The organism is Pantoea stewartii, assembly GCF_011044475.1.
GTDB classification, from domain to species: domain Bacteria; phylum Pseudomonadota; class Gammaproteobacteria; order Enterobacterales; family Enterobacteriaceae; genus Pantoea; species Pantoea stewartii.
The window spans coordinates 3456268-3469138 of sequence record NZ_CP049115.1 but is presented as its reverse complement, the minus strand read 5'-3'; the positions used below and the strand labels follow the sequence as shown (position 1 = coordinate 3469138).

Sequence of the window (12871 nt, the reverse complement as noted above, 5' to 3'; positions counted from 1 at the left end):
CGGCGTTTGCAGCATTTACTATCGACATGGGCAGTGATTTTTTACTTACCTGACACGGCAAGCTGAAGAAATAAATAAAAACGCTTTTTAAAGAATGTGCAGGGTATTTCAGCGACGTTGTTTAGCGTCGCCGGGGAAGAATGCTGTGAATAACGGTGATTCCGTAAATGCTGCCCTGAATCACCGTCACAGGAAGGGATCGGGCCTGACTATGGCTGCTGCGGTTTAAACACCTGCTGCACAAATTCGATATACGCAGGTCGCCAGACATCCATCTCATGCCCCAACCCCGGATATTGAGTGTAATGGAATTTTACGCCCTGCTTTTCCAGCTCGGCTTTGAGTCCGGCAATGTCTTTGCCGGTCACGATGTCTTTATCGCCCACCGCCAGCGTAATGTTTTTCAGCTGCTTATTCACCGCCTGCGCCTGACTCAGCTGGCGTGTCACAGCCTCATTCGGCACCGTACTGGTGGTCACGCCGCTAAAGCTGGCCAGCCAGCCAAAGTCGTTCAGGTGCGTCATGCCTGACACCAGCGCCTGATAGCCGCCCTGAGACAGTCCGGCTATCGCCCGGTCTGCCGGTTTGCGACTGACGGTAAAGCGCTTTTCCACCTGCGGGATAATGTCCTGCATCAGTTCCTTATCGGCGGCGGCGGCATTGAGGGGATAAAAGTCTTTGCGACGGTCGGCTGGGGGAAAGTTTTCAGGAATGGCCTGCACGATGTCCGTTTCGGTATCAGGCACCACAACCAGCATCGGCGTAATTTTGCCTTCGGCCAGCAGGTTGTCCATGATCTGCGGCAGGCGGAGCTGCGAGATGGCGGACAGCCCGGTATCGCCAAAACCGTGATAGAAGTAGAGCACCGGTAACGGTTTACCGTCTGCCTTATAGCCCGGCGGTGCCCAGACAAAGACCTGACGTTCGGATTTCAGTGCGGTGGAATGATACGTCAGCGTCAGCACATCGCCGTGCGCCACGTTACGCTCATCCAGAATGCTGCCCGGCACCAGAATCATACTGGTGTTCACCTGGCGCTGCGGTTTGGTAAAGCGGCTGCCGGTATCCGGCGTGCGGAAACCATCCACATCAAAATAGTACTCATATAAATCGGGCTTCAGCGGCTCGCTGGTCCACGACCAGATGCCGGCACTGTCCTTTTTCATATCATGGGACTGCTGGCTCAGCGGCGTGGCCCCCGTGACCACAGCAACCTGCTTTGCGGCGGGCGCAAACAGGCGAAAGGTAATGGAGTGATCGGGATTCAGCGCGGTGATATAGCGGCTCACGGGGATGTGGGTATCCGGGGTTTGCGGTAACGGTGCGGCAAGCAGTGCGGGTCCATATCCCATCAGCAGGCTTCCGGCCACCAGGGATAAACAGGTTAATTTTTTCTTCATTTTGCGTCCCGATAATTGAATTGATCACGCGGTATTTATTACATTTTTTCTCCGGGAAGCGAGGTGATAGCGTCGCAAAAAGCGCAGGCTGTGATGAACGTCAAAGAATGGCGTTAACCTGCCGTCAGCCTCATCGGCGCGCGATCGCTCCGGCGCGTTGAGATGCTGTTCAGGCGCAAACCGGTAAGGTCATGACATCAACGGTTCGATGATGATTTGCGAGGCACTATGCATATTACCTACGAAAAACTGGCCGATCGGCATCTGAAAGAGATGTATGAAATCCGCTTCTCGGTGACGGAAAACCGGCTGCATGCTCACCAGATCCGCTACCTGCAGCGTGAGCAGGCGCTTGACGATATCCGCCAGGGCGGTGGCTGGATCGCCAACGTCGATGACGAGTATGTCGGTTACGGGCTGGGTATTTATGCGCCCGATCCGTTAATCGGTGGCCTGTTTATCAAGCCCGCGTTTCAGCGGCTCGGGATAGGTAGCCAACTGCTTGAAAACATCACGACTGGTTCAGACAACAACAGGCCCGGTCGATGATGTTGACCACCGACACAGGTTCCCCTGCTGAACGCTTTTATGAAAAACACGGCTGGCGCGCGGCGGGCACAGACGAATATGGCCAACGGATTATGCGCAAGCCCTGAACCCGGTGTTGCCTGCGCAAACCCCAGTTATCGCAGGCACACGTTGTGCCAGACCTTTGCCATCGGGTCTATCCACTTTTTTTACAACCGTCGTACAACAGCCCTGCACTTTTTTGCCCACTCATGCTTCATTACGGTTATTGTCGCAGCGTAAACACAGCACTCCCGATAAGGATTAAGAAACGATGCGTAAACTTCCCCTTTTTGTGGTCACGCTTGGCCTGTTAATGTCGGTTGCCTCTCAGGCACAGGCAGAAGGCTGCCTGAAAGGCGCGCTGGTCGGCGGCGTAGCCGGGCACCTTAAACACCATGCGGTTGCCGGTGCCGTGGCGGGCTGCGCGGCAGGACATTACCTGGCGAAGAAGCATAAAGACGAAGAGAGTAAGCAGAGCCATTAGCGGTTCAATGGGGTTGCCCCTGTGCAACCCCGCTAAGTTTTTAGCTACCTCACTGGTTTACACCATTGGCACCGCCTCGCCCGGACCGGGCAATCTGCCCATCGCTACTGCGGCCGTCAGGCCGGGCTGGTGCTGGCAACCGGCGTCATCTCAGGTTCCCAGTGCCGGGGCTTACTGAACGCCTTTGGCATCTCTGCCAGTTTGGTTTCCTAACACGGTTTTATTTTCTGGCTAAAACTACCCGGCGCGGCCTGTTTACTCTGGCTGGCGTCAAAAGCCCTGCGCAGCATCTTTCGCCCAGGCGACCTGGCGGCACGTCCCGCCCGTTCTCACACGCGTTTACGCGGCTACTATCTGCAAGGGCTGGGATTGCACCATACGAATCCCAAAGCCGCCCTGACCCGGTTCACCGTCACCAGCGTAGGCCTGACCCGCGGGCCCCACAGTGGCAGGGCTATGTTCTGGTTGCTATCTGCGCGCTAACCGGCGTGATGATATTTGGGTTGTATGCGTGGATTTTGCTTCGCAAACGGCGGAGACGTATCTCAATCGGGCGCGGCGCAGTTTTGATGTGATTTGTACGGGGTTTTATGCGTCGGTGGCGGTGGGGTTTTTGGTGTCATAGATACAAAAGATGTAGGTCTAACATAACCTCAATAAATACCATAAGGACAAATAAACTCCCTATACAATCATTTTTTACAATTAACTAAATATGAAGGAAAAGAACATACATCTGTAGATGCAATGCATAACTTAATAAATTCATAAAAAGATCAATGAAAATTCATGATAACCATAAATGCAGTTTAGCTTGGTCACTATTAAGCCATTTTTATAATGAAATTTTTAAGATGTTACTTATAAATGACGCAATAATTCATTGTGTCATAAAACAAACTATCTGATGAAGTAGCTCTCCTTCTTACATAACCCAAAGATAAAAACATTTAAAATCATTAAGTTATATTGATTTGACAACATTTTACAGACCTCCTGCGACGCAGCAATTTCAACCAACTTTCTCATAGAACACAGGCTTTCATATTACTTTTTTAAAAAAACAAGGAATGTTAGTGCGAATGTAAATTAACCTTTTTTTATCATTTACATCACATTTAGCAGTCTGATATGTTAAGAACAAGCAGGGATAAGTGAGAGAAATTTATTGATTCACTACCAACTAAGCATCAATTCTTTCAGGCACGGAGTCTGTAAATGCCATTTCAAGGTCGTATTTTTTCAAAATCAAGCATTCCGGTACTAGCTTTCGTTGCGTTATGCTTAATAGGCGGAACAACGTGGGCACTTCAGAAAACGGGTCTAAACAATAGCTTACCTTTGTGGTCTGCAGGTATGAGATTCCTGATTGCGGGAACAATAATTTTTTTATTTCAGTTTTTACGTCGTCAATTTCAATTAAATAAAAACTTAATAAAACTCGCTCTCGCAAATGGGTTATTTTATTTTGCGGTACCTTTTGGAACAGTTTACTGGGCCTCATCACATGTCCCAAGTGGTTTGGTTGCGGTGCTAGCTTCAAGTATTAGTGTTTATGCCTTGTTATTGAATCATTTCTTACGTGGTAAGCCAGCCTCATTCCGCCAAATACTTGGTGTAGCTTGTGCTGTAATAGGCATAATAATAGTTTTCAGCAACAGATTACATATTGAAAATAATAGCATTGGCATTCTTGCGATGGTATCAATACTATTTGCGATGGGAAGCTCAGCAGCAATAACATTAAAAGTCCAACGTCACATTAGCGAGTTACCATTTCTAAACTTTGTATCATTATCGATGCTTTGTGGTGGCGTATTACTATTGTCGGCCAGCCTAATTTTAGAAAGTGGCGTTAGAACCTTTTCAAGTACAAGTTTATATGCCCTCCTCTATCTTGCTTTAATTGGTTCTGTATTAGGGTTCTCCCTTAATATATTACTTTTGAAACACTGGCATATATCTAAAGCAACCTCTCATTTGTTTATATCTCCAGTCATAGCGCTTTACATCGGATATGTCTTTATGGACGAGATTATCACTACCAATGTCGGAATTGGAACGTCCATAGTGATTTTAGGTGTAATGTTAATTAATTTCCCTCCTTTTAGAAAAGGTTTGAAAGATGTCAAATGTTAGAAAGAACTTAGCTATCATATGTCAAAACAGGAAACTGCCTTTTGTTTTCGAAGAGGCGGAAAAATTAGGGATCGACATCACTTTTTTTACAACTCAGAAGAATGTGCTCCACCTTCCCTTCCTGCTGTAAAATATGCTGTACCTTTACCTCTGTTTAGCAATGAATCAGAAGCTTTAAAAATCATGGAGGAACAATATAAGAATCATCCCTTTGACGGCATATTGACACTCTTTGAGCCCGCTCTTAACTTCGCATCAAAAGTTGCAAAAAAATTAAAACTACCTTATTTACCTGAAAGTGTAATTGAAAACTGCAGAAATAAAAATTTAACTCGTCGCATAATGCTTGAGCATAGGCTAAATACGCCTACTTTCATTGAACTGAGCGAAGAAGAAATACCAAATGAAGCTGCCCTTGAATTTCCATTAGTTGTTAAACCGACTAACGGATTTTCAAGTCAAGGTATTATCCGTGTTGAAGATTATGAAAGTCTTGTTAAAGCTGTAAAAAAAGTATGGGAAATCAACCATACGGAATTAGGTAAGTTTGTATATGGTAAAGGTGGCGTAATTCTTGAATCTTTCATCGATGGCCCTGAATTTGCTATTGAAACCTTATCGAGTCAAGGTGTTGTAACTGTACTTTCAGTTGGAGACAAAGGTGACTGTAAAGGCCCTTATTTCGAGGAAGGAATCTACATATCGCCAGCAAATATCGATAATAAATTACATCTGGATATATGTGATGAAGTTAAACGGGTTGTTCTAGCTTTGGGTATTACGGAAGGACCAGCGCATGTCGAATTACGTATTGACAGCAACAGGAAGCCTTATGTTATTGAGGTGGCCCCACGTATAGGCGGTTCTGGCATTTCACATTTTATAGTTAAAGCCAGTACGGGTATAAATTTCTTGCAACTTGTTATATGCCAGGCTTTAAATATAGCCAAACCAGATTTGCCCGATAATATAACAAGCAAACACACCGCCGGAAATTATATAATCCCACTTCAGGGAGATGGTATCTTCAAGGAAATTAAAGGAATTAATGAAGCAAACAACATGGAAGAAACTCAGAGGATATTTCAATTCATTGAACCGGGAACGAAAATCCTTCCATATCCTCACTTCTCAGGTTACCCTGGCTTTATCCTTACACAACATCAAAGTCATCAAGACTGTGTTGAATTTCATGAATATTTAGATAAAAACCTTACTGTCGTATACCAATAACTAATTAAATGGAAAATTAAAATGTTAAGTAGAACGATTCATACTTTAGGTCCTGCTGGAACAAATTGTGAAAAAGCAGGTTATTTATGGCTTAAAAATAATAACTTCAATGGAGAGGTTATACTTTACTCTACTCTTGAGGAAGCCCTGGTTGAGGTAAAAAAAAACAAGCAAGATCTTCTTTTGGGTTGTGCAGTTTACCCTGATTTACATCATATCGTTTTTTAAAACTTAATAGAAATGGAAATCAAAGACAGTTTTATTATGCCAACATGGAATATGGTTCTTGCAGTAAAGGATAAAAATACATCTTTAACAAAAGAATCAACTATTTCCTCACATCCAGCGCCAGCACACCTTGCTTCACTATATAGTGAGCATGTAAAGCTGGTAAATAGTAATGTACAGGCTGCACTTGAATGCGCTAATGACAATACGGTCGGCTGCATTACTACATTGAAAGCAGTTCAAGAAAATGGATTGCATATTATTGAGGACTTTGGCGAGGTTCCTATGTGTTTCACCATTCATGGGCATCGTCATTAATGGAAAATATTATGACAGATATTAAAAATAAAGTTTCCTCTAAACTCGTCCCAATGATTAATGAGTTTCAACGCTATCAGTGCAATACTGGCGCAGTCATTAATGAACTTACCCGAGCTGAGAAATTATTAGACGAGATTATATCTATTTCGGGCAATATACTTAAAGATCTCTCTCAAGATAATTATGCAACACATCTTATTGCTGACCTCAATGACTGGAAAAAACGAGGCCTTAATAAAGAGCCTTTTTTTGATAACTCTCTTGCTAACTTTGTAGTTCCCAAAGATGGTGAGACGACTTTCTGCCTGGCAGCAATTACCACACCCAACAGCGGCCATCAAAAGGGATACTGGTTAGAATGTTTTTTGGTACAGCGTAAAGAACCTGCGGTTGTTAAGGAAATTGAAGCCGAAATCCCGCACCCAAAAAATGTAAGCCAAACTGTATGCCTACTTTCATCTAGTTATGGTTTTTCAACTGGACGCTGCTTAGTTTTTTTTCCTGAAAATGTTAAGACAAAGGAAAAAATAACTGACCAATCTTTTGCTTTATTTTTTTTCGACAAGTTTCACAAAATCTACACTCAAGATACAATATGTAGAGCTGAAAATATTTTCAATTTGAAAGAAATCTATTCTAAAGAGATTGATGAAGAAAGCTGCTATGCCGCTCGCACAGTATGGGGATATCTTCATGATTATTATCATCATTGCGGCACCCGGCCTTTTGACAGAAACATACACGTTAAAATGAACTTCTGGGCTGGTATTCTCGAAGAAATAAAAGTTGACTGCAAGACAATTATGACTTTACAAGAGAGAAAGTATCCATGGTGGCAAGAAATCACTGAGTTTATCCTTTTCGAAAGACTGGCAAGGTACCCGGCCCAGCATGATGCAACGCGAAACTTTGATTCAGCAACAGGTGTCTTTTTATTTACCTGGTTAAAAAGAAATAACTTTTCTTTCTCATATGACGCTGCTCCTGATAAGCCCGCTCTCAATCTAAATGAATGCCTTAAAGGTATACATATTCTTGTTAACGAGATTGAAGAGCTTGAAATTATTGAGGATGACGCAGCTTTTAAAAAGGCGGTAGAATATTATGTCAAAAATATACTCACCCCTGGAGTTGACGGGGAGAAATATAACATCCCAGAGGATTATACCGTTCACAGTAGAAATATGGGAATAAAAATACCCGAGTTGCACTTCCAATAAGCTACTGATGGGTTTACGTACTTTGCTTACGGTTGTTGATGCGATATAACAATTTAATAGAAAAACAATATTTCCAGCTGAGAACCATAAAGTTATTACCTTTGATTAAAACCATAACCCAGAGTTTTCTTTAGTTTTTTATAATCAGCCCTGTTATATCGCGTATATTTTATTGATTAATTTAATAACATGACGACTCGGTACTCTTTCCCTGCGAGGTTTACCGATTCGTCAGCTTTTCTTTGGGTTCTATCCAAAAAGGCAATTACTATAAAGCGATCACACGTCTATTTTCCTTATAGATAAATACCTGTTTAAGAAGAATTTAAACATTTACTTTATGAGATAGACTGCAAATTTACCCTTATACTGCTTACGCAGCAAAACACTGCTCAAGCGCCGTAATCACCGCCCTGATGCGCGCGACCTTTTGCAAATCCGGATGGAGCACCAGCCAGATATCAACCGGGTCGCGTTTGTCGGGAAAGAGCGGGATTAATTGCGGATCGCGCTCAGCCAAAAACGTCGAGAGTAAGCCAATGCCAATCCCGCGTTTAATGGCGGCTTCCATAAGCAGTTGCGTATTGCATTCCAGCACCACCTGTTGGCTGTTTACGGCAAATCCACACAGGTTTTGTCGATGACGCGGCACAAGCTCTGCCGGAAACATCACCAATTGATGGTCGGTTAATCCACTATCTTCATTCGGTTCACCGAGTCTGTCGAAATAACGCTGGCTGACGTAAAGCCCCATCTGAATGGTCGCCAGACGTTTGACGATCAACTCCTCAGAATCTGGCCGTGCCCCACGAATGGCGATATCTGCGCTGCGGTAGGAGATATCGGCGAATTCCAGTCCGGTCAGCAAGGTTACGGTGATATCCGGATAGTCTTCACGCAGACGTTCAATGGCAGGCATGACAAACGCCGAGGCGAGCGTGTCGGTGGTGGCAATGCGAACGTTACCTGCAGGGAGGTTATCGCCGCAGGCCGCTTTGCGACGCATTACCTGCATGGCGCTTTCCATGGCACTGGCTTCTGCCATCACCTGTTCGCCAAACTCACTTAGCGTAAAGGCACGGGGCGTGCGGATAAACAACCGGGAACCGAGCGCGCTTTCAAAAGCAGCGATACGTCGTCCTACCGTTGCCTGATCAACATTTAACGATTTCGAAGCCCCGCGCAACGTTTTATGCCTTGCCAGTGCAAGGAAAAAACGGACATCATCCCAGTTCATCCACTACTCCATGTTATTTTAGCTAAACGTGTGTCTTCAAACTGGCTAAAAAACTATCGAACGCCATCAGCCATATCATAAAAACCACTATGCAATCATAAGTATTTTTGCATTATTGTGAAGCATTAATGCAACTTTTAAAATTTCAAATTGTGACTATGATGGGCCGTTTTTTGGATATAGCCTCGCTGTGTTTTATCCTGTAGTGGCCTCCATCTAACGCACATTTTATTGCCCGATCAGTTCTGATTATCTTTACTTTTATTCTAATGGATTTAGATAATGAAATTGTTTGAAGATGATAGTTTCGTAACCATCTACCCGGCGTTTAACTCCGATAAAGTTGTTGAAAATAATATTAGCGAAGCAGAAATTGCTTTGAATTTTGCTGAAGATCTTATTAATCAATTATACAATAAACAAATAAGTCACATTTTCTTAGTACCTGGTAAATTGATTTATCCCATCATCAAAGCACTGGAAAAATCATCAATCATCGGAATTATGGGGGCACATGAAACCGCCTGCGGATTCATGGCTGACGGTTATGCAAGAGGTAATCGGAATTTTGGCGTTTGTTTGGGAATTTCCGGGCCTGGCACAATGAATTTTATACCAGCGATGGCAGCTGCCCGAGCTGACCGAATACCCGTGCTCTACATCACAGGCGGTGTAGCTACTTACCATGAAGCTCAGGGAGCCTTTCAAGATGGCAGTAATGGTGGACTTGATGAAATATCCGTCGTCAAACCTTTACTTAATAGTGCTATTGAAATAAAAACACCTTCTGTGTTTAACCACGAATTACGGCGTACCTTCGATCTACTTAACCCTCATAGAAAAGGGCGTGCCTATTTAAACTTGCCAGTAAACATTCAAAAGAAATCTCAACAAGACAACTCGATAAAGACAAATAGTATAAAACATGGTTTAGCGATTGATACATCAGCAATGGATATGCTTATTCATGATTATCTTTGTAATGATTTCAATGTTGCTATTTTAGCAGGTAACGGTGTTAATAATTATCATGATGCTAAACTGTTGAAAGGCGTAGCCGAGAAATTTTCTATTCCGGTAGCGACTACCCTTTCAGGTAAAGGTGCCTTCCCTGAAAAACACTCTTTAGCCCTTGGCTTATACGGTTTCGCCGGCCATACTCGCGCAATAACAACTATTAATGATACCAGTGTTGATGTTTTGATTGTTCTCGGTAGTGATTTAACACAGCGAGACAGCCTCAATTGGTGCCCAGAACTTCACAGTAATAAGACACTAATATTCATTGACGATGATTTCGAAAAGAACTGCTTACACTACCAACCTGATATTCAAATATTCTCAAATCTTAGTAAAACCTTAGATTACCTCTTCAATATCAAGATACCGAGAAGAACACCTTTGCTCGCGGCTAAACAGAAACGTTTACGCTGGATATCTGATATTCATAGATTACCGTTAACCATCTCTAAAACATCGATTTTTACAGCAAAGGATGAAAAAGATAACCGCTTGTTTGCTGGTGATGTTGTTCGCTACTTACGTAATATCTTGCCCGAGAATACTAACGTTGTTGTTGATTCTGGTGCGCATAGAATCTTTATGGCCCATTACTGGTCCGCTGCTGGCATCGGTGATTATCATACTTCCAGTGAGCTTGCCCCCATGGGCTGGGCTATCTGTGCGGGTATCGGCATTAAACTGGCCCAACCAGAACGACCGTGTATGGTGGTAACTGGTGATGGATGCATGCTGATGCACGGCATAGAAATTCAAACCGCAGCCCGTTACGGTGTTAAAACGCTTTTCGTAGTCCTGAACAACCAAGCCCACGGCGCTATGCACATTGATACATTACATCAACGTGGCGTTTCTGCAGACTTTACCCATCTTCCAGCCCATGATTGGGTAGGCTTTGCGACAAGCCTTGGTGTTGAAGCCACCCGCGTTACACGACTGGAAGAATTAAACACAGCCGTCGACGCAGCAAATCAACATTCCGGGCCTTTCCTGATCGAAATCGTTGTCGGTAATCACACAACACCGAATCACTACTACTCACAAAGCGTAACGGCTTATGAGGCACGAATTGCTGCGCAGAGTTTTTCTTTAATACCTCACAAATAAGATACTCAGGGAATGATTATGCTTAAATGGAATAAATTAATAATCGCGTTAACCACTATATTTTTCATGAATACTGTAATTGCAAAGACGAGAGTTGAAAAAAAAATCTTACTACAGACCGAGCGCTCATGGGATGGAAATATTTATCATGCCTATCCTAATGGCACACCAGAAATTACAGTTTTAAAAGTTGAAATTCCGCCTGTACATGTTCTTCCATGGCATTACCATAAATGCATAAGTACGGTCTATATGACGCATGGAAGCGTAACCCTCACAATGAAGAACGCAGAGAAAAAAATCACCTTCCCTGAAGGAGATACTTTTAGCGACACAGTGAACTCGGTTCATCAGGGGATTTCTGGTAGCCAGGGAGCGGGCATGTTAGTCTTCTTTGCCTGTTCAAAAAACACACCACTTACGACTGAAACCACAAACAATAAAAATCCTAATTAATAGGAGATAGAATACGATCATGGCTGTCTTATGGATGCTACTCGCTTGTATTTATTTTTCACTAATGAACGCAACAATAAAATCGTTATCAATAGAGGTGAGTTTTTTTGAGATAATTTTCTTTCGCTGTTTTATTAATATGCTTACCGTATCTGTAATGATGTTTTACAAAGGCATCACTTTTAGACCTAATGAGCCATTATTACATTTGAAACGTGCTTCATTAGGTAATAGCGCGATGTATTGTGGCTTTTATTCTCTTATGCATCTACCTGTAGCTATGGCTACAACGCTGAGTTATACAAACCCCATTTTTCAAGGAATAATCATGGTGTCTACCCAAAAAGGAAGATCATCCAGTCGCATACTGGCATCGATTTTACTAGGCTTTTTGGGTGTGGTCATTTTGTTAAATCCTAATTATCCCGTTAGCAGCCATATTTTCATTGTAGCTGGAATTTTATCGGGCCTGCTTACTGCGCTCGCTTATTATAACATAGGTAAATTGACCCTAAGCGGTGAACCAATCCTCAGAGTCGTGTTCTGGTTTTCATTGCCAGGTGCAGTTATTGGCCTCGGTGTGTGTCTGATGTCTGAGATCAGCCTGCCAACGTTAAAACAACTTATTGCTCTTATCGCTGTTGGTGGATTTGGTACCCTTGGTCAATTGGCGATGACGCGCGCATACACTTTAGGTGAAGCAACCACTGTAAGTGTCATTTCCTATAGCACTATTATTTTCACAGCGTTTATTGGCTATTATTTATTTGGAGAGAAAATATCCATAATCGCTGCAGGTGGTATGTTATGTATAGTTGCATCCGGCATCCTGGCATCAATAAAAAAACGTTCGCCTTCGAAAATAAATTTAACATCAATGGAAGAAAAAAATGCATAAAACATTCAAGAAAATTATTTTTCTAACTTTTTTAAGTGGCGTAACCTCCACAATTAGTATGGATTTAATAAACAAAATCACATCAACAATCCATCTTATACCAGCACTAAATATCTATTTCATTGGCAACATGCTGTCACAATGGATGGAAGGTGATTTTATTTTTTCTCACCCCAGTGAAATCGCAACAAATAAAAACGGATTACTAATAGGTTATTTTTTCCATTACTTTGCAGGCATTGCATTAGCCTTTCCTTATTGCTGGCTATTTTTTAAGACAAATTTTATTTCTAACCTGTCAGTTTTCAAAACGGCTGTTTATGGGTTGATATGCTCATTGATAACCTTAGTTTTTATCTATCCTTCTGTAGGGTTGGGTTTGTGGGGAATGAAAAGTGGCAATTATGAATTGTTAATAGCGGCTCTCATCAATCATTTTGTTTATGGCTTGGCATTATTAGCAAGTTGTATCTTCATTACCCGCATCCTGCTTAACAAAACACATTCTGTATAAATCATCAAGCTGCATAAATGAAGACTTGTGATGCATTATTGTCT

The 12871-nt window shown here is 42.8% G+C and carries 14 protein-coding genes and 1 pseudogene; 13 read left to right on the top strand and 2 right to left on the bottom strand.

Annotation, left to right across the window (positions count from 1 at the left end):
• Positions 1-209: 209 nt before the first annotated feature.
• Positions 210-1352: an alpha/beta hydrolase-fold protein gene (locus G5574_RS16410; RefSeq protein ID WP_164483251.1), complete on the bottom strand. Its 1143-nt coding sequence runs from the start codon at positions 1350-1352 to the stop codon at positions 210-212.
• 276 nt (positions 1353-1628) lie between these two features.
• Here G5574_RS16410 and G5574_RS16405 point away from each other — a divergent pair.
• The 9 genes and pseudogenes from G5574_RS16405 to G5574_RS16375 all read left to right on the top strand — a co-directional run bounded on the left by G5574_RS16405 (position 1629) and on the right by G5574_RS16375 (position 7595).
• A pseudogene (locus G5574_RS16405) lies at positions 1629-2056 on the top strand (GNAT family N-acetyltransferase).
• 185 nt (positions 2057-2241) lie between these two features.
• Positions 2242-2454 (top strand): hypothetical protein, encoded by a 213-nt coding sequence (locus tag G5574_RS16400; protein ID WP_033740144.1) that lies wholly within the window; start codon positions 2242-2244, stop codon positions 2452-2454.
• A 7-nt stretch (positions 2455-2461) separates the two neighbouring features.
• A complete protein-coding gene (locus G5574_RS23755) occupies positions 2462-2632 on the top strand; it encodes a hypothetical protein (protein ID WP_244964642.1) in 171 nt (56 codons plus the stop codon).
• Positions 2633-2676: 44 nt separating this feature from the next.
• Positions 2677-2937, top strand: coding sequence for a LysE family transporter (locus G5574_RS23750; RefSeq protein ID WP_309299385.1), 261 nt, complete (start codon positions 2677-2679; stop codon positions 2935-2937).
• A gap of 735 nt (positions 2938-3672) precedes the next feature.
• Positions 3673-4593, top strand: coding sequence for a DMT family transporter (locus G5574_RS16390; RefSeq protein ID WP_164482906.1), 921 nt, complete (start codon positions 3673-3675; stop codon positions 4591-4593).
• Positions 4594-4611: 18 nt separating this feature from the next.
• A complete protein-coding gene (locus G5574_RS16385) occupies positions 4612-5826 on the top strand; it encodes an ATP-grasp domain-containing protein (protein ID WP_216850763.1) in 1215 nt (404 codons plus the stop codon).
• Positions 5827-5847: 21 nt separating this feature from the next.
• Positions 5848-6054 carry a hypothetical protein gene (locus G5574_RS23745; RefSeq protein ID WP_244964641.1) on the top strand — a complete coding sequence of 69 codons (207 nt, stop codon included), beginning with the start codon at positions 5848-5850 and terminating at the stop codon, positions 6052-6054.
• A 12-nt stretch (positions 6055-6066) separates the two neighbouring features.
• Complete coding sequence (locus tag G5574_RS23740; protein WP_244964640.1) at positions 6067-6372, top strand: hypothetical protein; 306 nt, start codon at positions 6067-6069, stop codon at positions 6370-6372.
• A gap of 11 nt (positions 6373-6383) precedes the next feature.
• A complete protein-coding gene (locus tag G5574_RS16375) occupies positions 6384-7595 on the top strand; it encodes a DUF6421 family protein (RefSeq protein ID WP_050504892.1) in 1212 nt (403 codons plus the stop codon).
• Positions 7596-7968: 373 nt separating this feature from the next.
• Here the strand turns inward: G5574_RS16375 and G5574_RS16370 are convergent, their stop codons facing one another.
• Entirely contained in the window at positions 7969-8832 is an 864-nt protein-coding gene (locus G5574_RS16370; RefSeq protein ID WP_033740138.1) for a LysR family transcriptional regulator, read from the bottom strand.
• Positions 8833-9114: 282 nt separating this feature from the next.
• Between G5574_RS16370 and G5574_RS16365 the strand changes: the two genes are divergently transcribed.
• From G5574_RS16365 to G5574_RS16350, 4 genes are read left to right on the top strand one after another with little or no spacing between them, the layout of a single operon-like run.
• Positions 9115-10959, top strand: a complete 1845-nt coding sequence (locus G5574_RS16365; RefSeq protein ID WP_164482905.1) for a thiamine pyrophosphate-binding protein — start codon at positions 9115-9117, stop codon at positions 10957-10959.
• Positions 10960-10977: 18 nt separating this feature from the next.
• A complete protein-coding gene (locus tag G5574_RS16360) occupies positions 10978-11415 on the top strand; it encodes a cupin domain-containing protein (RefSeq protein WP_164482904.1) in 438 nt (145 codons plus the stop codon).
• Between the two features lie 19 nt (positions 11416-11434).
• Entirely contained in the window at positions 11435-12313 is an 879-nt protein-coding gene (locus tag G5574_RS16355) for a DMT family transporter (protein ID WP_164482903.1), read from the top strand.
• Complete coding sequence (locus tag G5574_RS16350) at positions 12306-12827, top strand: DUF2938 family protein (RefSeq protein ID WP_050504889.1); 522 nt, start codon at positions 12306-12308, stop codon at positions 12825-12827. Before G5574_RS16355 ends, G5574_RS16350 begins: the two co-directional genes overlap by 8 nt.
• The last annotated feature ends 44 nt before the right edge of the window (positions 12828-12871 follow it).